Source organism: Paenibacillus sp. UNC217MF, assembly GCF_000686865.1.
GTDB classification, from domain to species: domain Bacteria; phylum Bacillota; class Bacilli; order Paenibacillales; family Paenibacillaceae; genus Paenibacillus_B; species Paenibacillus_B suaedae.
The window spans coordinates 217,358-237,982 of the sequence record NZ_KK366030.1; the positions used below are offsets into that span (position 1 = coordinate 217,358).

The 20,625-nt window shown below is 47.7% G+C and carries 20 protein-coding genes; 14 read left to right on the plus strand and 6 right to left on the minus strand.

Annotation, left to right across the window (positions count from 1 at the left end; genetic code table 11):
- Positions 1–146 precede the first annotated feature (146 nt).
- Genes BP95_RS0127885 through BP95_RS0127900 form a run of 4 tightly spaced genes read left to right on the plus strand, consistent with a single transcriptional unit; the run spans position 147 to position 4,217 of the window.
- A complete protein-coding gene (locus BP95_RS0127885) occupies positions 147–1,097 on the plus strand; it encodes an ABC transporter ATP-binding protein (RefSeq protein ID WP_021252366.1) in 951 nt (316 codons plus the stop codon).
- The gene (locus tag BP95_RS0127890; RefSeq protein WP_021252365.1) at positions 1,084–1,791 is read left to right on the plus strand and encodes an ABC transporter permease subunit; all 708 of its coding nucleotides are present in this window, start codon (positions 1,084–1,086) and stop codon (positions 1,789–1,791) included. Before BP95_RS0127885 ends, BP95_RS0127890 begins: the two co-directional genes overlap by 14 nt.
- 3 nt (positions 1,792–1,794) lie before the next feature.
- Positions 1,795–3,183 (plus strand): GldG family protein, encoded by a 1,389-nt coding sequence (locus tag BP95_RS0127895; RefSeq protein WP_231515218.1) that lies wholly within the window; start codon positions 1,795–1,797, stop codon positions 3,181–3,183.
- Positions 3,184–3,188: 5 nt separating this feature from the next.
- Positions 3,189–4,217 carry a DUF4340 domain-containing protein gene (locus BP95_RS0127900; protein ID WP_231515223.1) on the plus strand — a complete coding sequence of 343 codons (1,029 nt, stop codon included), beginning with the start codon at positions 3,189–3,191 and terminating at the stop codon, positions 4,215–4,217.
- Positions 4,218–4,441: 224 nt separating this feature from the next.
- Here the strand turns inward: BP95_RS0127900 and BP95_RS0127905 are convergent, their stop codons facing one another.
- Positions 4,442–5,452, minus strand: coding sequence for a ketoacyl-ACP synthase III (locus BP95_RS0127905; protein WP_021252362.1), 1,011 nt, complete (start codon positions 5,450–5,452; stop codon positions 4,442–4,444).
- A 334-nt stretch (positions 5,453–5,786) separates the two neighbouring features.
- Here BP95_RS0127905 and BP95_RS0127910 point away from each other — a divergent pair, with 334 nt between their 5' ends.
- Both BP95_RS0127910 and BP95_RS0127915 read left to right on the plus strand, forming a co-directional pair.
- On the plus strand, positions 5,787–6,692 hold the full coding sequence (locus tag BP95_RS0127910) for a YhcN/YlaJ family sporulation lipoprotein (protein ID WP_021252361.1): 906 nt from the start codon (positions 5,787–5,789) through the stop codon (positions 6,690–6,692).
- Between the two features lie 240 nt (positions 6,693–6,932).
- On the plus strand, positions 6,933–7,157 hold the full coding sequence (locus tag BP95_RS0127915; RefSeq protein WP_005547175.1) for a helix-turn-helix domain-containing protein: 225 nt from the start codon (positions 6,933–6,935) through the stop codon (positions 7,155–7,157).
- 289 nt (positions 7,158–7,446) lie between these two features.
- Here BP95_RS0127915 and nagA read toward each other — a convergent pair whose 3' ends face one another.
- From nagA to BP95_RS0127935, 4 genes are all read right to left on the minus strand, one after another.
- A complete protein-coding gene (gene nagA / locus BP95_RS0127920; protein WP_021252360.1) occupies positions 7,447–8,625 on the minus strand; it encodes an N-acetylglucosamine-6-phosphate deacetylase in 1,179 nt (392 codons plus the stop codon).
- A complete protein-coding gene (gene nagB, locus BP95_RS0127925; RefSeq protein WP_021252359.1) occupies positions 8,618–9,346 on the minus strand; it encodes a glucosamine-6-phosphate deaminase in 729 nt (242 codons plus the stop codon). Before nagB ends, nagA begins: the two co-directional genes overlap by 8 nt.
- A gap of 8 nt (positions 9,347–9,354) precedes the next feature.
- Positions 9,355–10,212, minus strand: a complete 858-nt coding sequence (locus BP95_RS0127930) for a MurR/RpiR family transcriptional regulator (protein WP_021252358.1) — start codon at positions 10,210–10,212, stop codon at positions 9,355–9,357.
- Positions 10,213–10,370: 158 nt separating this feature from the next.
- Positions 10,371–11,240 carry a helix-turn-helix domain-containing protein gene (locus BP95_RS0127935; RefSeq protein WP_028533781.1) on the minus strand — a complete coding sequence of 290 codons (870 nt, stop codon included), beginning with the start codon at positions 11,238–11,240 and terminating at the stop codon, positions 10,371–10,373.
- A gap of 201 nt (positions 11,241–11,441) precedes the next feature.
- Between BP95_RS0127935 and BP95_RS0127940 the strand changes: the two genes are divergently transcribed.
- The 8 genes from BP95_RS0127940 to BP95_RS0127975 all read left to right on the plus strand — a co-directional run bounded on the left by BP95_RS0127940 (position 11,442) and on the right by BP95_RS0127975 (position 20,069).
- Complete coding sequence (locus tag BP95_RS0127940; RefSeq protein WP_090513566.1) at positions 11,442–12,209, plus strand: sugar phosphate isomerase/epimerase family protein; 768 nt, start codon at positions 11,442–11,444, stop codon at positions 12,207–12,209.
- A 101-nt stretch (positions 12,210–12,310) separates the two neighbouring features.
- Entirely contained in the window at positions 12,311–13,393 is a 1,083-nt protein-coding gene (locus tag BP95_RS0127945) for a Gfo/Idh/MocA family protein (RefSeq protein WP_021252355.1), read from the plus strand.
- A 56-nt stretch (positions 13,394–13,449) separates the two neighbouring features.
- Complete coding sequence (locus BP95_RS0127950) at positions 13,450–14,418, plus strand: sugar phosphate isomerase/epimerase family protein (protein ID WP_021252354.1); 969 nt, start codon at positions 13,450–13,452, stop codon at positions 14,416–14,418.
- A gap of 158 nt (positions 14,419–14,576) precedes the next feature.
- Positions 14,577–15,296 carry a ThuA domain-containing protein gene (locus BP95_RS0127955; RefSeq protein ID WP_021252353.1) on the plus strand — a complete coding sequence of 240 codons (720 nt, stop codon included), beginning with the start codon at positions 14,577–14,579 and terminating at the stop codon, positions 15,294–15,296.
- 87 nt (positions 15,297–15,383) lie between these two features.
- Positions 15,384–16,439, plus strand: a complete 1,056-nt coding sequence (locus BP95_RS0127960; RefSeq protein WP_021252352.1) for a Gfo/Idh/MocA family protein — start codon at positions 15,384–15,386, stop codon at positions 16,437–16,439.
- A gap of 447 nt (positions 16,440–16,886) precedes the next feature.
- Entirely contained in the window at positions 16,887–18,047 is a 1,161-nt protein-coding gene (locus tag BP95_RS0127965) for a glycosyl hydrolase family 8 (protein WP_028533783.1), read from the plus strand.
- 212 nt (positions 18,048–18,259) lie between these two features.
- Positions 18,260–18,997 (plus strand): class I SAM-dependent methyltransferase, encoded by a 738-nt coding sequence (locus BP95_RS0127970; protein ID WP_028533784.1) that lies wholly within the window; start codon positions 18,260–18,262, stop codon positions 18,995–18,997.
- Between the two features lie 94 nt (positions 18,998–19,091).
- Positions 19,092–20,069 carry an MBL fold metallo-hydrolase gene (locus BP95_RS0127975; protein WP_036667652.1) on the plus strand — a complete coding sequence of 326 codons (978 nt, stop codon included), beginning with the start codon at positions 19,092–19,094 and terminating at the stop codon, positions 20,067–20,069.
- A 1-nt stretch (position 20,070) separates the two neighbouring features.
- Here BP95_RS0127975 and BP95_RS0127980 read toward each other — a convergent pair whose 3' ends face one another.
- Positions 20,071–20,616 (minus strand): phosphatidylglycerophosphatase A family protein, encoded by a 546-nt coding sequence (locus tag BP95_RS0127980; protein ID WP_021252348.1) that lies wholly within the window; start codon positions 20,614–20,616, stop codon positions 20,071–20,073.
- Positions 20,617–20,625: the final 9 nt, after the last annotated feature.

Consider the following 20,625-nt stretch of genomic DNA (forward strand, 5'->3'; position numbering starts at 1 on the left):
GACACGGGTTTTTAAGTTACCTTTCAGCCTCTTTTCAGCTTGATTTAGAGTTGAATCGTTAACATGAGTATAGCGATTCATACAGACTTACTTAGTTAACATGGGTGAGGTATGTCTTGGATGAAGTCTGGACAAGGGGGATACAGATGTTAGAAGTGAAGGACGTTAGTAAGCTGTACAACGAGCGTCGTGGTGTTCAGCATATCGACTTCTCTATGGCGCGCGGCGAAGTTGTGGGCTTTCTAGGCCCTAACGGTGCGGGGAAGACGACGACGATGCGGATGATTACGGGATATTTGCATCCGACAAGCGGGAGCATCTCCATTGATGGCGTTTCCATGGCAGACCATGGAGGTATGGCCAGAAGCAAGATTGGTTATTTGCCGGAAAGCCCGCCGCTGTACCCAGATATGACGGTGAAGTCGTATTTGCGTTTTGTAGCGGATATAAGAGGTGTATCGGTACGAGAACGCAGCGTGCGAATTAGTGAAATGGTAGACAGATTGGGCCTACAAGGCAGAGAGAATCAGGCGATTCGGGGGCTATCCAAGGGCTACAAGCAGCGGCTAGGACTTGCGCAAGCCATCATTCACAAGCCGGAACTGCTTGTTCTGGACGAGCCTACATCAGGGCTAGACCCGAATCAGATCGTGGAAATACGCCAGCTCATTCGAGAGCTCGGGGAGCAGCATACGGTATTGCTCAGTACACATATTCTCCCGGAAGTGAACACACTATGCAACCGGGTCATTATTATTCATCAAGGGCAAATTGTGCTTGACGAGCTGCCTGAACAATTGGGAACTGCACTTGGTCAAGAATCGAAGCTGCATCTCATTGTGAAGGGAGCAGCTGCTGAGGTGGTTGAAGCGATAACGGTTATTCCCGAGATCGCCCACATCGAATCTGAAAGCAATGATCAAGAGGTTCATCTTCAGGTTACTGCGAAGGAGCAGGCGGATATAAGGGAAGCTCTTTTTTTCACTTTGGCTAATGCAGGGTATCCCCTGCTAGAGATGAAGCGGGAATCGACAAGTCTGGAGGATGTATTTACGAGATTGACGACAGAGGAGGAGTCTGGTGATGCGCAGATTTAGCGCGATATTTCGCAAAGAAATGCTCGCATATTTCACATCGCCGACATCTTATGCGGCTTTCTCGGTGTATGTGTTGATTTCAGGGATTATGTTTTATTTGAATTTTGTATTGTTCCAACCTAGTATCGTTGATTTCCGGCTTGTAACGGGCAATACCACATTTATGTATATTTTTATCATTCCCTTGTTGACGATGCGGCTGTTCGCAGATGAATTCCGCCACGGTACCGATGAGCTGCTGCTTACTTCGCCTGCCCGTCTGAGCGAGATTGTTCTTGGCAAATATGCTGCAGCATGTGTCTTGATGGTTGTGCTTGTCGGGTTTAGCTTGGTGTATCCATTCGTCATGTCGTTCTTCGGAACATTGGATATGCGTGTGCTGCTGACTTCTGTACTCGGATTGCTGCTGCTTACGATAGCAATGGCTTCTATTGGCTTATTTGCATCTGCACTGTCTGAGCATCAGATGGTAACCGCCATCGCTGCATTCGTGATCCTGCTCATGTTCTGGCTGCTGGATGCCATTCCTTCTTCTGCCGTCGGTGATTGGATTGCTCCATTTTCGATGAACAATCGATTGCAGTCCTTTATGAAAGGGGTACTGAATGGGCCGGACGTACTCTTTTTCCTAACACTCGCGATTGTATTTGTCGTGCTGAGTATCCAAGTACTTGAAAGAAAACGGTGGAGGTAACGAATGATGAACAAGTGGCTGCGAAGAACGAATGCGGCAGTACGATCAGTCGCTGTCCTCGGAATTTTTGTGTTGTTGACCTATTTTCTACAATCGATGACGGGGTGGCAGTGGGACTTCACGAAGAATAAGTCTTTCACGCTATCGGAACAAACGATTGCCGCTCTGACTTCGGTCGAAGATAAGGTCAATCTGAAGCTGTTCTATACGCCGCAGGATGATCCTGTGCTAATTAGGGAAGTTGCTGACATGGCAGAACAGTATGCACTGCGAAATAAACATATTAAGGTCGAACAAATTGATTTAATGAAGGAACCCTCCCTTGCACAGCAATATGGCTTAGCGGGGAGCTCCCTTGTGTTCGAGCGCGGAACGAAGCGCAAGACTGTTGGACTGTATGAGATGTTCAGTGGTGGAGAGGACTATGGGGCTTATCGTTTTAGTGGCGAGGAAAAAATGACCCAAGCACTTAGAAGCCTAACATCTGAGCGCAAAGCAACAGCTTACGTATTGTCTGGCCATGAAGAGCTGCCGTTGTCGCAAGTAACTGCCCTCCGCTCCAGCTTGGAAGAGGACAATATCCAAGTCAAAGAGCTGAATTTATATCGAGAAGGTGCAGTCCCACAGGATGCGGACATGGTCATGATACTAGGCGCCAACAAAGATATTACGGATAAGGAAGCGAAGCTTCTGCAACAGTATGTGGATGACAAGGGGAAGTTGTACATTGCGCTTGGCTTCAATCCAGACATGTCGAAATCTTGGAAGAACATTGACAGCTTGCTCAAGCATCTTGGTGTGACGAACAAGCATGCAGTCGCAGTCGAGCAGAAGAAGAGCACATTGTATGATCCATTTACGATTGTGCCTGAATACGGAGAGCATGAACTAACATCCAAGCTGTCGCAGTATAATTTGCTTACTTTGCTGACGTTGGGGCTGCCTTTAGAAGCTTCGTCTACCGATAAGCTGTCAGTGGAGCCGATCTTGAAGACTTCTACAACTTCTTATGGGGAGACAGATATTCCAAGGCTAATGCAAGAGGGAAGCGAACGCGACGATAAGGATCTTGCTGGACCATTAACGCTGGGCGTAGCCGTAACGACAACAGACGGGAAGCCAAAGGCAGTTATTATTGGTGGATCGAGTTATATTGAAGATCAGAATCTATATACGCAGGGTAATCGGGACTTCGCGCTGAATAGCATGAACTGGCTCCAGGGGAATCAAGAACAAGTGACGATCAGACCACGGGAGAATGCAGCCTATCCAATTGCATACCTGACTCCTGGACAGGGCAAGGCAATTCTATGGACGACTGTTATCGGCTTCCCGGTGCTATTGCTTGGTATAGGGGCAGCATTATGGTGGAGAAGGAGACGGGCGTCGTGAATAATATGAGACAGATGAGAAGGCTCATCCCAACCTTTCTACTACTGATTGTATTCATAGCCGGTTATGTGTACGCCTCTACACACGATTTCTTCCGCACCAAACAGGAGAATACGGAGGCCGTGCCGCTCATAACGATGCAAGCGCAGGATATTGATTCTATTATGATAGCGGGGGAAGGTTCCCGAGTATCGCTTCATAAGAAGGGCGAACAGTGGGAGATGTTAGAGCCGCGTCCGTATCCGCTCAATTCGTATCCGATTAATGACTGGATCTCTATAGTGACAAAGGCGAAGGCAGATTCGATCGTTGAGGGAGAGTCAGCGAACCTTGGGAAATATGGCTTGGATAAGCCAACGTGGGTATTCCAGGCAACTGGTGCTAACGGGATAAGACATAATCTTAAGATCGGCAATGAAACCCCGATTTCAGGAACTTACTATGCGATGGTAGATGACAATAATAAGGTATATCAAGTCCCTGCTACTGAATGGTCGGGATTGAAGCGGAGCGCGTATGATTTTGTGTTGAAGGAACCGATAACATTCCCAATTGAACGGGTGGAACAATTCAGTTGGAGCTATGCGGGGAAAACATATAACCTAAGTTCAAATGATGATCCAGGATCCGTTCCAACGAATGTGAGTGAGGGAGAATCTTCAGCAGGGAATTCAGATTCAGGCAATCAAACAGAGATGAATTGGCGGCTTCAGGACAAGTCTATTACGGAAGATAAAGCTAATGTGCTCATCAATCAATTCCGAGATTGGTCGACAACCGAATTGCCGAAGCAGAAGAAGGAGTTATTGGCAGGATCATCTCACGAGCCAGGTTGGAAGCTGGAACTCTCATTGAAGCCAGATGCCATCAATGCTACGGAGAAGAGGATATTTGAAGGATACGTGATTGGAGAGAAGGTATGGATAATCCCTCAAGACGGGCAATGGGCATATGCTGTCCCGATGGCGAAGCTTGATGAAGCAATCAAAGAATGGGAAATTGAAGGAAATAGTGCATCTGCAACAGGTAAATAGAGTTTGTACGTGTTCATGATATAAGTAGGAATGCATGTGGGTCTGTCCCAAGAAATGTGAGCTAGTCCTGCTAGATGAACAAAGACGCTTCCGGAACCACTGTATTGGTGGGGATGGAAGCGTCTTTTTATGCATGCTCATTCAAAATTAGGGGTACCCTCTGGTTCCATTGTGTAGGAGTTATAAGAGAATTAGGTGAATCATAGAGATGCCCAATCCGAGCCTTATGCTTGTAAATCCGGCCAGCGCAGCAGCAAGATCGATTGCGAGAATCCGCCGCCGAATCCATACAGTAAAGTGAGTGCTCCCGGTTTCAGACGGCCGTTTGCTAATCCTCCCGCTATCGCCAGCGGAATACTGGCTGCAGATGTATTACCATAATATTGGACACTAGTAAGCGTGCGCTCAAGCGGAATCCCACTTCGTTCACATATGGACTCTATCATCCGTAGATTAGCGCTGTGTGGCACAAAGATGTCAATTTGCTCTGTCGTGTAGCCAGTGTCTTGAAGCAATTGCTGAATGCCTACCGGAACTTGGCGGAGCGCCCACTTAAGGACTTCGCGCCCATTTTGAACTAACGTGCTGTCAGGTTTCATCTCCACATCGCCAATCCGATCGGCGACAGCCTTGCGATGCAAGATCCCGCCTAAGTCTCCTGTCGTTAATGATGCAGAAGCAAGGAAACAAGATTGCTGCTCAGCAGTCCCAGCTTCTAGAAGAATCGCTCCAGCCCCATCTCCGAATAAGATGCAAGTGCTGCGATCCGTGTAATCAACCGTGCGGGTCAGCACTTCCGTTCCAATTACTAATACTTTGCGATGCATACCAGCATCAATGAGTCCTATCGCCAATTGCATGGCACTAACAAATCCTGCACATGCATTCGATATATCAAGCGCCATTGCTTGAGGGATGCCAAGTCTTCCTTGAATGATGCCAGCCGTGCTTGGGAAGAAGGCATCTGGTGTTGATGTTGCTACAAGTACTGCATCAACCGTTTGCAGATCAACATGATACGTGTCTGCCAGATTCTTAGCAGCTTTGAAAGCAAGATCGCTGGCATATGTTCCTTCATCTACAATCCGTCGTTCAATCATGCCCGTTCGTTGAACAATCCATTCATGGTTCGTATCAACCATGTGCGACAGATCCTCATTTGTTAAGCGGCGCTCAGGCACATAGGTGCCGAATGCTGTAATTTGCGCTTTGGTGTGCAGTTTCACCGTTTGCATGCTTGTCCTCCTTCTTTATGTTCGGACCGAAAGGGAGCGTGCGATCCAAGTAAATCGAGATGAATGAACGCCTAAACAAAAATTAGTGTATATAATATAAATTAGTACCAGGTACTATAGTCTAATACTAATATGATAATACGTCAGGTAAAAAATTGTCAATCCATGCTTTATAATTTGCCGATTGGGGAATTCGTCATTCTTTTTAGGACAAGCTGATAACAAGATGCAAGGAGTGGAAGTATCGGAAAAACCTATCGGCATAACATCAGGCAGTCAGCGCATGCTAACATTGTTGGCACCTCAATTATGAACTGAACAAGGAGGAACATTGATGCGAGCAAAAGCAGTTTTGCTAACGTTGACGGCAGCATTAGTGATGACAATGGGGCTTACAGGTTGTGGAAATCGGGACAATATGTCCACGAAGAGTGTGCGTCAGCATAATATGAATTATGGCAATGATGGTGTAAGACCGCTCGGAACGGATCATCGTTATAACGCGAACCGCTACAATACGAACTTCTCGGGTGATGGACTACGTTCCTATAACATGAATCAGTTCAGCCCAGATGGTTATACACGCGGTTACGGTTATGATGGAGGTTACCGCACCAATAATTTCAACAATGGTACGTATGGACAGTATGGTACGTATGGTTACAATGGTTCGTATGGTAATGGTACGTATGGTAACAATGCCTTTAATGGAGGGCGCTACGGCACTCATTCCGCGAACAAGCTGGAAATGAACCAAAAACTGGCCAAAAAAATCGCTTCCATTAAGGGTGTGAAGTCGGCACATGTCATGATGACGAACAACAACAATGCTTATGTTGCTGTTGTGACTGATCATACATCTAAAGGAGTTCACAGCAAGAGCGTTAAGCCTGGACATGGACCACGGCCATACTCTGCTGGTAGCCTCGGTTCTTATGATGGTACATCTAATGTGAATGATAACATATCTGGTGACTTGAAGGCACATATTGCCAACGCGGTGAAGAAGGAAGATCCGAGCTGCAATAATGTGTATGTATCTGCCAATCCAGACTTCGTCAACCGCATGAATGAGTACAGCAAGCAAGCAGGTGCAGGCCACCCGATTGCAGGATTTGCTAATGAATTCTCTGAGATGGTGTACCGTTTGTTCCCAACCAATGTAACAAATCAATCGTACAATCATCCAACTCGCTTGCACAATATGGCTCCAGGAACAGGAACAACAGGAACTCGTTAATTTCAGGCTTCGAACGGACTTCATTCCTCACTCTGTTGAGGGCGGAGTCCTGTTTACATACTCGGATAAGGGTAGCATTTGACGAACATAAGGAATTATACTGTTTTAGCCAAACAAACACGTTAGTTAGCCCATTTTTGCGCATTACCGCACCAAGTGTAATGGCCCTTCATAGTATAAATTTGACTGTATCCCTAAACCTTGTTAAATTACAAAAACTCGGGCAAGGAGGGGTGACACTTGAAGGGTAGCGATCACAAAAATAAGTTTCTACTGACTAATCGTGAGCGCGAAGTTTTTGAATTATTAGTTCAGGACAAAACGACCCGTGATATTGCACAACAATTGTTCATTAGTGAGAAAACCGTTCGAAATCATATTTCGAATGTGATGCAGAAATTGAATGTAAAAGGTCGTTCGCAAGCGGTAGTCGAGCTAATCAAGCTTGGGGAGTTAAAAATCTAACAATAAGCTAAGCCCATCGCCCTGACAATTCAGCCTTCTGGAACACATCGGTTGATGTGGGAAGGAAGGTCTTTGATGAGTAGGTCCGGATGACAGACTCGGATAGATTCGAGCGTATACCCATGCTGCATAGAACGAGCATCGTGGCAAGTACGCTTTATTTTTTGTTCCGATGGTCATGCCCTGCAATCAACAAATGGCTTCCCGAATACGATGCAGGTATCGTTTCGGAAAGCCATTCTTTTTTATGCGGATATGGTTGTAAACAAGGTATGATGACAACAGCTGCTTACATATGCGTGCTGCCTTTTACCCATACGCGTTCAATGTTCAGATCAGCATCTGTCCATACCAAGTCAGCTTGCTTGCCAACTTCGATGCTGCCTGTATAGCCGTCGATTCCAATTTGCTTCGCAGGATTCAAGCTTGCAAGGCGTGATACTTCATGCAGCGGGAGTCCTGTAAATTGAATCATATTCTTCACGGCCTGAATCATCGTAAGCGTACTGCCTGCGAGCGAACCGCCGTCAGTCAATCGGCATACGCCTTCCTTCATCGTTACAGCGAGACCGCCAAGATCATACTGTCCATCAGGCATACCAGCTGCGGACATCGCGTCTGTAATCATTACGAGCTTGCCGGAAGCCTTCGTACGGCTCAGCATTTTGATGCAAGCAGGGTGTACGTGAATTCCGTCGGAGATAATCTCAGCTGTAATGCGGTCATCGGTAAGCACGGCTCCGGCTACACCTGGATCACGATGGTGGATTGGAGTCATTGCGTTGAACGTGTGAACCGCTTGGTTCAGACCAGCATTGGCTGCGGCCGTTACTTGATCGTACGTAGCTGCTGTATGTGCTGCAGCAGCATTTACGTCGTGAGCGCGAAGCCAGCGGATGGCTTCCGTAGCGTTGTTACGCTCAGGCGCTAAGCTCACTTGCTTCATTAGGCCAGGGAAGCGTGCATGCCAATCCTCGAACCAGTCGATTTGTGGATCGATCATGTAGATATCGTTCTGTGCGCCCTTGTACTTCGGATTCACGAACGGACCTTCCAAGTGAACGCCTGCCAATTGAGTATACTTCATGCCTTGCTTGATGTAGGCATCAACCGCTACCATAACACGATCCAGTGCTTCATGAGATTGTGTCATCGAAGTAGCGAGCATAGCAGTTGTACCGTGCTCCATATGGAACTTCGTAATTTTATCGTAAGATTCGGCATTTGCATCCATGAAGTCTGCACCGAAGCCGCCATGAATATGCAGATCGACAAAGCCTGGTAGCACCCAGCCGCCCTTAGCGTCTACTGCTTCCTTGCCCCAAGCATCCTGCTCAGGCTGTGCCAATTCTGACCACTTTCCAATAAAGGAAATAAGGCCATCTTCTACCCGAACGACTCCATCATACAATACGCCGTTCGGTGTTACGACATTTGCATTGGTTAGGGTAAACGTTGAATTAGCCATGGAAATGTTGTGCCGCCTCCTTGTCAAGCAAAACTACTACATTCGAATGAGTTTGCAACAATGATGCCGGAACTTCTGTTGTAACCGGGCCAGTCAAAGCGCGATGAACAATGTCAGCCTTGTCCGCACCGCGAACAACGAGCATAATCATTTTAGCCTTCAAGATCGAGCCAACGCCCATTGTTACCGCTTGTGTTGGCACTTCATCAATAGAATCGAAGAAGCGCTTGTTCGCTTGGCGAGTCTCTTCTTTCAATTGGACAAGATGTGTGCCTGCATGCAGATTTTGGTCTGGTTCGTTGAAGCCAATGTGACCATTGTGGCCAAGGCCGAGCAGCTGCAGGTCGATGGATGCATCAGAGAGCATCTCATCATATTGCTTGCACTCTTGTTCCAAGTCGGCTGCATTGCCGTTTGGTACACGAGTGTTCTCTTTATTGATATCGATATGATCGAACAGTTGCTTGTTCATGAACGACATGTACGATTCTGGATGGCCTTCAGGCAGACCAACGTATTCGTCCAGGTTGAAGGAACGCACATTTTTGAAGCTTACATACTTTTTCTCATTCAGGCGAATCAGCTCTTGGTAGATGCCGATTGGCGTACTGCCAGTTGCCAAGCCGAGTACGGCATTAGGCTTTGTCTGGATGAGGCTTGCAAAGATGCCTGCAGCGATTTGGTTTAATTCCTCGTTTGTTTGGAACGTTAAGATGTTCATGAACTGAGTTACCTCCCTTTATCTTTACGGTACTTGCGTACCATGCGATACGACTGTTCTAGCTTCGGAATATGATCATCGAACTGCTCCGTGACCATTCCCGCGAACAAAATATCAATTATATGGAGCTGTGCGATACGGGAAGCCATGTCACCGCGACGCATGCCTTCTTCGAGAGAAGAAGCAGATAAATGAATATCAGCAAGACTAGCGAGGCGATTAGAACCAACCTTCGTTAGTGAGATGGTGGTCGCGCCGCGCTCCTTGGCGCATTGCAGCGCATCGATCGTCTCGGGTGTCTCTCCAGAATAGGAAATGGCGAATGCCACATCAAGCTCATTCAAGTTGGCGGCAGATGTAATCTGCATATGCGGATCGGAGAAGCAGGTCGCGCGTTTGCCAACACGAATCAGCTTCTGGTAGAAGTCCAGTGCTACGATACCGGACGTTGCCATTCCGTACAGATCAATCTGTCTTGCCTGCTGAAAAGCATGCATTGCCCGCTCCAGCGTAACCATGTCTAATAGCCGCGTCGTGTCGGATATCGAGCGTATATGATTGGACTCGATGGCCGTAATAATATCGCGCAGCGGATTACCTGCGATAATGTCCTGATAGGATAGTGGTGTGGACTGCTGTGCCATGTCGGCCGCCAGCTTCGTCTTGAAGTCCGGGAATCCACGGAAATGAAGGGTTTTACAAAATCTAGTGACGGTTGCGGGTGAAGTGCCGGATTGTTCAGCCAGCTCTGTGATGCCCATCGTCACTACATTGCCCGGAAACTGCAAAATATAGTCCGCCACTTTGCGCTCCTGCGGGTGAAAATCTTGAACCTGCTGCCGGATCGCATGCAAAATGCTCGACAAAAATATCATCCTCTTACATGAAAAATGGTGAAAATAATTTTAACCATACATCTAATCTTGATGAAAATTATTTCAATATCATCATAGTCAATCCACAGCAGAAACACAAGCTGATTATGCAAAATACCACAATTTCCTCACAAATCATTTCACGACCGTCAATTGCTCGAATCCGCATGGTTGTCCAGCTGCCGTTGCTCCCGGAAATCACGTGGCGCTATGCCAAGGCGAGTTTTGAACGTTCGATGGAAATAGGAGTAACTTTGAAATCCACACATTTCAGCGATTTGCTCTAGCGGCATATACCCATGCAAAATCCGTTCGCAAGCCATCGTCAATCGGAGTTGGATGGCATAGTCCATGACGGATTGATGGAATGTTTCCTTGAAAATATGTGATGCTCTGGACACACTTAGCTGCACGCGGGTTGCAACATCCTGCAGCGTAAACGGCTCCGTAACATTCATTTCAATATAATGCTTCATTTGATGGGCGACCTGCTCACTGCGATTGCGATTCAAATAAGAGGGATGTGCGCGTTCATTTAAGGTTCTCTCCAACATGCGGAAGTAAGCAAAGCTTAGGTGTCTAACAATATCGTTCATGTTGTGGCTTCCATAAAGCCGCTGCTCCTGCATAATCTCCCGCCATATCGACAGAAGACGATCGTCGATTCCGATGTCTACCTTGCCGTGAGTGGTAATCTGGTTCCACCACGCTTGTATCCATGGACCATTCAATATGAAGTAGTAGTCGAGGCTGTGCACTTTTTTGTGAGGGATGCCTGATTCGGGGTGGCGGTACCCTATTTTCAAATCATAATGAGAGCCCGGTGACAGCATGAGCATATCGCCAGGTGTAATTTCCGTATATTGATCATCCATCCAGACATGAGCATTGCCTTCCAATTGTATGCGGATGAGGTAATGCTCCAGCCTGGGGATGACGAGAGTGAATGGCTTCGTATGTCTCGCATGCCCGGAGTACATAATCGTAAATTCTTCTTGATTGATAGCAGATTGCGACATATTCTCCTCCATCATGTCCATATATAGGTGTCTACGCTCTTTACAAAGAGTATAGCAAAGATAGCAAGATTGTTCATGTTAAAAGGATATCCTTCATTCACACCCCGAAAGCAATGTGGCACAATGAAGTCAGTTCATTGAAAACCTTTTCAAAAAGTAAGCCGATATCATAATCGTTCATAACGATTTATACAAAATGAGGTGGATCCATTGAAAATTGGAGTACAGCTTTATACATTGCGCGATGAGATGCAAAAAGACTTTATCGGAACACTGGAGCAAGTGGCGGCTATGGGCTATGAAGGTGTAGAATTTGCCGGCTACGGCGGATTGGCGCCGGAGAAATTAGCAGGTGAACTGAAGCGCCTGAATTTGAAGGCGGCCGGGTCTCATGTCAGCATCGAGCAATTGACTGAACACCTAGATGAGCAAATTGAAATGAATCTTGCCATCGGCAACCGTAACATCATTTGTCCGGGAATTCCGAAGCTGCACGAAGCCGATGAAGACATCTTGGAAGAGTCGGTTCGCGCGCTTGCAGCTGTTGCAGAGCGACTTGCAGCGCATGGAATTAAGCTGGGCTATCACAATCATGGATATGAATTTGAAGCAAAGATTGGGCGGGAGACGGTTTTTGATTTGCTGTTCGGCAAGCTGCCTGAAGACAGTCTCTTCGCGGAACTGGATGTTTGTTGGGTGAAGCATGGTGGTTTCAACCCGTTGGAAGTAATCGCTCAATATTCAGGTCGTGTTCCGTTCATTCATTATAAGGATCTCAAATATGATGGAGACGGCAAGCCAATGACAATGGAGCTTGGTCAGGGTGAACTCGATTTAGTGGGTGTAGCTCAAGCTGCTCGAGAAGCAGGAACGGAATGGCTTATCGTAGAGCAGGATGATTGTCAGCGTGCACCGCTTGATAGCGTGCGCGGAAGCCGTCAATGGATTAAGGACAATCTCGGACTTTAATAGAAGACTTCAAGAGAAACTTCAAGAGGTATGACCTCTACACATAGTACGGTTGAATACATGACCTACACCATCAATCTAAACTCGGGAGGAATAGATTCATGTCAAAAGTATATAAAATTGCGATTATCGGATGCGGCGGCATTGCCAATGCCAAGCACATGCCTAGCTTGGCCAAGCTGAAAAATGTTGAAATGGTAGCATTCTGCGACATTGTTGAGGAGCGTGCGGTTGAGGCGAAGGAAAAGTACGGCACACCGGATGCTAAAGTCTATACCGATTATAAGGCTGTATTGGAAGATAAGAGCATCGACATCGTTCATGTATGTACGCCGAATGATTCCCATGCAGAGATTACAATTGCTTCGCTGGAAAGCGATAAGCATGTATTGTGTGAGAAGCCAATGGCGAAGAAGGCGGAAGATGCACGCCGCATGGTTGAAGTGGCGAAGCGTACAGGCAAGAAGCTTACAGTAGGCTACAATAACCGCTTCCGCAGTGACAGCCGCTATTTGAAGAAGCTGTGTGAAGAGGGCACCTTGGGTGAGATTTATTTCGCCAAAGCGCATGCGATTCGTCGCCGCGCGGTTCCTACATGGGGCGTGTTCCTGGATGAAGAGAAGCAAGGCGGAGGCCCGCTTATCGATATCGGCACACACTCGCTGGATATGACGTTGTGGATGATGGACAACTACGAGCCGCATATCGTGCTTGGCAAGGCTTATCATAAGTTGAGCGGCCGTGAGAATGCAGCGAACGCTTGGGGTTCATGGGATCCAGCGAAGTTCACGGTTGAAGATTCCGCGTTCGGGATGATTGTGATGAAGAACGGAGCGACAGTTATTTTGGAATCCAGCTGGGCGCTTAACGTAACATCCAACATCGAAGCGAAGTGTACGCTATGCGGTACAGAAGGCGGCGCAGATATGAATGACGGCTTGACGATTAACGGGGAAAGACACGGCCAACTGTACGATCAAAAATTCCATTTGACTGCAAGTGGCGTTGATTTCTATGAAGGTGATTCTGATAATCCGCCAGATGTAGAGATGCATATGTGGATTGATGCGATTGAAAATGACAAGACGCCAATCATTACGCCGGAACAAGCGTGCGTCGTTTCTGAGATTTTGGAAGCCATTTACGAATCCTCGCGCACAGGCAAAGCAATTTACTTTGACTAATCGGAATAAGCAGCACGAATGCACATGAATCGTACCGAAGGAGGCAAAGAACACTCATGAAATTAGGCGTATTCTTAGTTCTGTACGGACAATTGCCATTAGAAGAGGCATTGGATACAGTAGCAGCTAAAGGTGTGGAAGCTGTTGAGATAGGTACTGGCGGGTATCCAGGTGCGAAGCATTGCAACCCGCATGAACTGTTAGCTAGTGAGGCGAAGCTCAAGGCATTTAAGGAAGCTGTTGCTTCCCGGGGCTTGACGATCAGTGCGCTAAGCTGTCATGGCAATCCGCTTCACCCACAGAAGGATATTGCGAAGCAGTATCATGAAGATTTCATGGCGACGCTGGATCTCGCTGCGAAGCTGGAAGTGCCAGTTGTGAACGGCTTCTCCGGCTGCCCGGGTGACCATGAAGGCGCGAAATACCCGAACTGGCCTGTGGCACCATGGCCTACAGATTATCAGGAAATTCTGGACTGGCAGTGGAAGGAAAAGGTTATTCCGTACTGGACAGAGGTGGGCAAGTTAGCCACTGAACGCGGCTTGAAGATCGGACTCGAGCTGCACGGCGGCTTCTCCGTTCACTCGCCAGGTACGATGCTTCGTCTCCGCGAAGCGGCAGGCGAGGCAATCGGAGCGAACCTTGACCCGAGCCATATGTGGTGGCAAGGCATAGATCCGGTACAGGCAATCCGTATTCTGGGGCAGGCGAATGCCATTCATCACTTCCATGCCAAGGATACGACCATTGATCCTGTGAACATCCATAAGCACGGGATAACAGATATGCAGTCTTATACGATGATGTTGGATCGCGCTTGGCAGTTCCGTACTGTTGGTTATGGTCATGATACGAAGACATGGGCAGATATAATTAGTGCCCTTCGCCTTGTCGGTTATGACTATGTTGTGAGCATAGAACATGAGGATGGCTTGATGTCCGTTGATGAGGGTTTCACGAAAGCTGTTGAGAATTTGAAGCCGATCTTAATGAAGGAACCGATTGGCGAGATGTGGTGGGTCTAGGCCTCAAATCATGCACGCCAAGTAACGTGATATAGGCATCGCATCTTCCTCGTTCTCGTGCATCAATGGATGAATGGAAGGTGCGATTGCTGTTCTAAATAAGATGATATCAGTAATGAGAAGCTTATCTATATGAATGGACAAAGGAGCATGCAGCGATGACAAAACAAAACGTAACGATCTGGAATGAATACAGACATGAACAACACAACAAGACCGTAGCTGATATTTATCCGCAAGGGATTCATACAGCGATCGGCGAGGGACTGGGTCAGGAGTTTCATGTGCGCTATGCAACGCTCGATATGCCTGAACATGGGTTGACAGAGGAAGTATTGAATGAGACAGACGTATTGATTTGGTGGGGGCATAAGGCACACGAAGAGGTGGACGAGGCGATTGTAGAGCGTGTCTATCAACGCGTGCTCCACGGGATGGGACTGATTGTCCTTCATTCCGGTCATTTTTCGAAAATTTTCAAGAAGCTTATGGGAACCGGCTGTGATTTGAAATGGCGTGAAGCGAACGACAAGGAACGGCTGTGGGTCGTATCTCCTGGGCACCCGATCGCAGAAGGAATTGGGGAGTATATTGAGCTTGAAGCGGAAGAAATGTACGGCGAGCACTTCGACATTCCGGCACCGGATGAGCTTGTATTCGTCAGCTGGTTTACTGGCGGAGAAGTATTCCGCAGCGGTTGCTGCTATCAGCGCGGCATGGGCAAAGTTTTCTACTTCCGCCCAGGTCATGAGACATATCCGACCTATTACAATGAGCAAATCCGTCGTGTCATCGCCAATGCAGTGAAGTGGGCTAAGCCGTCGGAACGCACATATCCGAAGTATGGCAACGCTCAACCGCTTGAACCATTGAATTAATGGGACAAGTTAGACAACATGCACGGATTTCGTTGGAGTTATCCTCATACAGCCTAATGTAATTTGAAAGAAAGAGTGGGTATAAACATGACATCATTTAAATCATCACAACCATTACGCGTCGGAGTTGTTTCAACAGGCAACATATTCCGTGGGGCGCATATGCCTGCATTTCTCTCAAATCCGCATGTTCAGATCGTCGCTGTATGCGATCCGCATAAGCCATCTGCTTGCGAAGTTGCGGATCAAATTGGTCAGGTTCGAGTCTATGAAGACTGGCAGGAGATGCTTGAACACGAGGAGTTGGATATTGTAGATATTTGCTCCCCGAACTATTTGCACGCTCCAGTTGCGATTGCTGCCTTAGAAAAAGGGTTGCACGTATTCTGCGAGAAGCCTGATGCGACGAATCCAGAAGATGCGGTACGTATGCAGCAGGCTGCCGAGAAGTCGGGCAAAGTGCTGATGGTCATGCGGAATAATCGCTTCCGCTCGCGTTCTCAATTTCTAAAACAGTACATTGATGAAGGACAGATGGGGCAGATATACACGGGAAGATGCGGCTGGGTGCGCAGATATGGCATTCCAGGTGCAGGAGGCTGGTTCACAACCAAATCCAAATCTGGAGGAGGGCCTCTGATCGATTTGGGTGTGCATATGATCGACTTGGCCATCTGGCTGATGGGCAATCCGAAGCCAGTTGCAGTATCAGGAGCGACATACGGCCATTTCATGGATAAAGCTGCTCCATCAGGCAGTCGGGATACGTTCAATGTGGAAGATCTGGCAACTGGATTCATTCGCTTTGACAATGGGGCGACGCTCCAGCTGGAAGTAAGCTGGGCTTCACATATCGAGAAGGAACAATCGTTCGTGGAGCTGCGCGGGACACAAGCTGGCTTCAGCCTGCATGATAATGAGCTTCAGATGTTCACAGTTGCAGCTGGCAAGCATATGAACATGAAGCCGGAAGGATTTACAGACGGATCAGGACATAAGGAGAATGTGGATCACTTTGTCGATGTGATATTAGGCAAAGCTGATCCGATATTCACACCAGAACAGGGTGTAGACATGATCCGCATACTAAATGCGATTTATGAATCGGCGAAGCTTGGCCAAGAAGTAAGATTGTCTCTATAGCCATTCATGCTGATGTAAACCTGAGAACAAATGTGCTGTACGCTCATTTGTACTCAGGTTTTTTTTGTGTTCAACAAGCACATCCTAAAAATTACGTTTGGTTCATGGTGTGACAACTTGCGTCAATTGCCGGGAAGCCGTGTTGCCTATTCTGCCGTGAAGGCGTCGGAGTTCCAGTTTGCCCAGCAGCAGGACAAGCATTTCATCTTCACCGGCCCGCCGTAGGGTGGACACTAGAGGGGAAAGTATGGCATCCTGAGAAGGATGGATGCATTCATATAATGCCATCTCCTTGAAATGCAAATCGTTCCGTACTGACGATCAGATCTAGGTTCGATTTGAGATAGAGGCTGTCTTTGGATTGCGCTATTTGCAATCACTGTACTTAAATGGAGAGCGATTCAGCGGAGACGGAAATAACGGAAACTAAGGGAGGAGCCATCTCCAATGAATTTGAAGAGAAATCGATCGATAGGTGTAAAGATCATAGGGGGCGCCTTATTCATTGTATTAATATGGGTTGCTGCGGATATGTGGTATTCAGACACGAAACAGGTTGCTGCTGTTCCTCTGCAGCTAACGGAGCAGCAATCGCCGCTCCTGTTGTTTGTCGCGAAACACATGATGAGCAGCGATGGCGGAGTCTTTACGAATTTGCGTGACGACTTGCCCGAGTCAGAGCATCAAGCAGCCAATCATCAGATGCTCTCAGAATCAACAGGGCTGATGATGTTGTATGCAGTACAGATGAACAATCGTAACCTGTTCGATAATCAGCTCGCGTTCTTGCAGCGGCGTCTATTAGCGGAGAAAGGCTACGTCCGCTGGCGCTACTCCCCTAAGCATGAACAGACTGACGTTAATGCGGCGGTCGATGATCTGCGTATTGCTCGGGCACTGCTCGATGCGGATCAATTATGGGGGGTCGAGGAAGCAAGACGGATCGCGAAGGGAATCAGCAAGACGCTGTTGGATGGCAATGTGAGCAAGGACTACATGTTCGACCATTATGATTGGAAGTATAAATCCCGCTCAGACCGTGCAACGATCTCCTATATGGATATTCATACGATGGGAATGCTGGCTGTGTTCGATAAGAAGTGGGAGACGGTTCGGAATAACAGTTTGCAGCTAATGAAGAAGGGCTCGCTTGGGAACGGGTTGTTCAAGACGTACTGGACACCTGATCAAGGTTATTCCTCAACGGGATCCATCAATATGATCGATTCCTTATACACTGCGTTGTACTTGGCGGAAGAAGGCGAGGATGTAAGTGCGACAATCCGATTTCTGAAACAGGAATGGAGCCTCCACAAAGGGAAGATCCCGAGTGTATACGCAGAGGATGGGAGTGTCCGAGAAACCTTTGAATCTCCATCAGTTTATGCGCTTGCTGTTCGGATCCTCCAGCTGAAGAATGAGCATGGACTTGCGGAGCAATTGAAGCGGAGAATGTATGAATTTGCCGTGCAGCGCTCCTCCTCGCCGAATTTCGGCGGTTTCGTCGAAGAGAAGGACAATAGTGCCTTCTCATTCGACCAGCTGCAAGTATTGTTGACGGAAGTCAATCTTGTAGGAAGCAAGAAGAATGAAATTAAGGGAAAATGAAGTAAACGGAAACGAAATCTACAAGTAGATACGATGATGGATGAACTGGTTTAGGTTATAGGAAAGGGACTGCCCTGGCAGATAGTCACTTATCTGCTGGGCGGTCCTTTTACATAATAGAAATAGGTAATGCTGTAGGAATCAGTAGGAATCATTGCTTTTAGATCCTAACTCGATACAATGAAATGGAGAAATAAATTGAGGTGACAGGTATGAAAGAATGGTACGAGCGTAGTTTCGGTCGCGACTATTTAGTTGTATATAAACATCGTGATTTTCAAGGGGCCGCACAAGAAGTGCATCGGATGATGAAGTGGCTGGAGCTGCCCGAAGCAGCCTCTGTGCTGGATCTATGCTGTGGGATGGGCAGGCACTCACTGGCGCTCGCGGAAGCTGGGTACAAGGTGACAGGAGTAGATTTGTCGGAGGTGCTTCTACGAGAGGCGGCGAAGCTGGATGAAGAGCATGTCGTAACCTTCTTGGCAGGGGACATGAGAGAGCTGCCAGTGAAGGGGGCGTTTGATGCCGTTGTGAATTTATTTACGTCTTTTGGATATTTCCAAGCGGATGAAGACAACGGCCAGGTATTCCATGAAATACATCGGGTGCTCCGGCCGGGCGGGCAATTTATTATAGACTTCTTAAATCCGAGCTATGTTATGCAGCATCTGGTTCCAGTATCTGAGCGCCAAGATAAAGGGACATGGATTCAAGAGAAGCGGCATATTGAGAATGGATTCGTGAAGAAGGAAATTACGTTGACGGATGAGGGCACAGGGGAACAGCGCCATTATGAGGAGCGTGTTAGACTGTATGAATTAGGCGATTTCCATCATATGATTGAAGAGGCAGGGTTGCAAATGGAGAAGGTATATGGTGGGTATGATGGTTCCTTATACAATGAAGCCGTTTCTTCTCGACTTATCATGGTTGGAACACGTCCGGAGTAAGTCCGAACTAGCAATTGGCAGCGATAACATGGGTGCATTAGACCGGTATAGATGATTAAATGTGACTCAATCTGTGGATGAGGGGGAACAAGTAATGAAGTTGCAGCAGGTGAATGCGAATATTTATGTAGCCAGAATGCCGCTCCCTAACTCACTTCGGTGGGTGAATACCTATTTGCTTCATGGCTCAGCAGGCTGGACTATCATTGATCCGGGGCTTCGTAACAATGAGACAGAGAGTGGATGGGTCAGCTTAATGGGGGAAATGGACATTCATGCTGGCAACACGGCTTCCATTGTGCTGACGCATTACCATCCAGATCATAGCGGGATTGCCGGCTGGCTTCAGCAGCAGTTGTCCGTACCCGTATGGTTGTCGGAAATAGGCTGGAATCACGTTGAGAGACTGTGGGATGGGAGATCTCCTATGACTGTGGACATGCAGCAGTTGTACCGTAAGCATGGGGCGCCGATAGCGGTAGTGGAATCCATCGGAGTTCATATGGATAGCTTCATTCCCCAGGTAACCCCGCTGCCCGAAATATCGTTCTTTAGCGATGGAGATTTGGTGACGCTAGGGGATGATGCTTGGCAGGCACTTGAGACAGGAGGGCATGCTCCAGGCCATATGAGTTTCTATCATGCGGAAGAGCGTATAATATTGTGCGGTGATCACGTTCTGCCGCAAATAACGCCGAATGTCAGCTTCATGCCGAATAGTGATCCCGAGCCACTGCAGTCCTTCCTCATCGGGCTTGAGCGTCTTGCTGCTCTGGATGTAGAACTGGCGCTTCCAGGGCATCGACATCCATTCCAACATTTCAGGAGTCGTGCGGAAGAGTTAATCCAGCATCATGAAGCACGTCTGCAGGAGATGCAGGCCGTGCTCCACAAGCCGATGACAGCCTACGAGCTGTGCTGTATCAGCTTCGGTACGCTGGATCGTCTAACTGTGCACCAATTCCGCTTTGCAATGGGAGAGACTCTGGCTCATCTCGTCGAACTTCAACGGCGCGGCTTAGCGATGACTACTTCTGCTTCTGGCGAGTTCATGCTGTGGAAGTCATCATAAACTACAAAGATTGCATTTCTTGCTCGCGTTCCGCCTGCTTGCGGTGAGCAATTCGACTGCTTGCCGCAGCGGCAATGGCGCCTACGATATCATCAAGGAACGTATGGATCTGCCCGCTATCCTTATTGTTTAATCGTTCCAAGACTCCTGGCTTCAGTTTATCGACATATCCGTAATTGGTGAATCCGATGCTTCCATATACATTAACAATGGAGAAGGCTAGAATTTCGTCCACGCCATACAGTCCCTCATCATTCTCAATCATTTCTTGCAGCGCGGGTGTCAGCTTCCCTTCTTCTGCCATGATATCAAGCTGGATACCGGTCAGAACCGCATTTTGAACCTCGCGTTTGCGCAGCACCTGTTCCACATTGTAGATACAATAGTCGATTGTCAATTCAGGGAAATATTTTTGCTGCAAGAACATGACCAACTCTGCAATTTCTTCTACGCGAACTCCCCGTTTGCGCAGCCACTCGCGTGTCTCAGCTTCGACTTTCTCACTGTCTAGGCTATACGCCTTGGCAGTATGTTTATGATCTGTCACGGAAGTCAC

Bases quoted from the DNA above. Each gene is read 5' to 3' on its own strand.
- BP95_RS0127885 (WP_021252366.1), top strand. From the start codon at position 147: ATGTTAGAAGTGAAGGACGTTAGTAAGCTGTACAACGAGCGTCGTGGT.
- BP95_RS0127890 (WP_021252365.1), top strand. From the start codon at position 1,084: ATGCGCAGATTTAGCGCGATATTTCGCAAAGAAATGCTCGCATATTTC.
- BP95_RS0127895 (WP_231515218.1), top strand. From the start codon at position 1,795: ATGATGAACAAGTGGCTGCGAAGAACGAATGCGGCAGTACGATCAGTC.
- BP95_RS0127900 (WP_231515223.1), top strand. From the start codon at position 3,189: ATGAGACAGATGAGAAGGCTCATCCCAACCTTTCTACTACTGATTGTA.
- BP95_RS0127905 (WP_021252362.1), bottom strand. From the start codon at position 5,452: ATGCAAACGGTGAAACTGCACACCAAAGCGCAAATTACAGCATTCGGC.
- BP95_RS0127910 (WP_021252361.1), top strand. From the start codon at position 5,787: ATGCGAGCAAAAGCAGTTTTGCTAACGTTGACGGCAGCATTAGTGATG.
- nagA (WP_021252360.1), bottom strand. From the start codon at position 8,625: ATGGCTAATTCAACGTTTACCCTAACCAATGCAAATGTCGTAACACCG.
- nagB (WP_021252359.1), bottom strand. From the start codon at position 9,346: ATGAACATCTTAACGTTCCAAACAAACGAGGAATTAAACCAAATCGCT.
- BP95_RS0127935 (WP_028533781.1), bottom strand. From the start codon at position 11,240: ATGTCGCAATCTGCTATCAATCAAGAAGAATTTACGATTATGTACTCC.
- BP95_RS0127945 (WP_021252355.1), top strand. From the start codon at position 12,311: ATGTCAAAAGTATATAAAATTGCGATTATCGGATGCGGCGGCATTGCC.
- BP95_RS0127950 (WP_021252354.1), top strand. From the start codon at position 13,450: ATGAAATTAGGCGTATTCTTAGTTCTGTACGGACAATTGCCATTAGAA.
- BP95_RS0127955 (WP_021252353.1), top strand. From the start codon at position 14,577: ATGACAAAACAAAACGTAACGATCTGGAATGAATACAGACATGAACAA.
- BP95_RS0127960 (WP_021252352.1), top strand. From the start codon at position 15,384: ATGACATCATTTAAATCATCACAACCATTACGCGTCGGAGTTGTTTCA.
- BP95_RS0127965 (WP_028533783.1), top strand. From the start codon at position 16,887: ATGAATTTGAAGAGAAATCGATCGATAGGTGTAAAGATCATAGGGGGC.
- BP95_RS0127970 (WP_028533784.1), top strand. From the start codon at position 18,260: ATGAAAGAATGGTACGAGCGTAGTTTCGGTCGCGACTATTTAGTTGTA.
- BP95_RS0127975 (WP_036667652.1), top strand. From the start codon at position 19,092: ATGAAGTTGCAGCAGGTGAATGCGAATATTTATGTAGCCAGAATGCCG.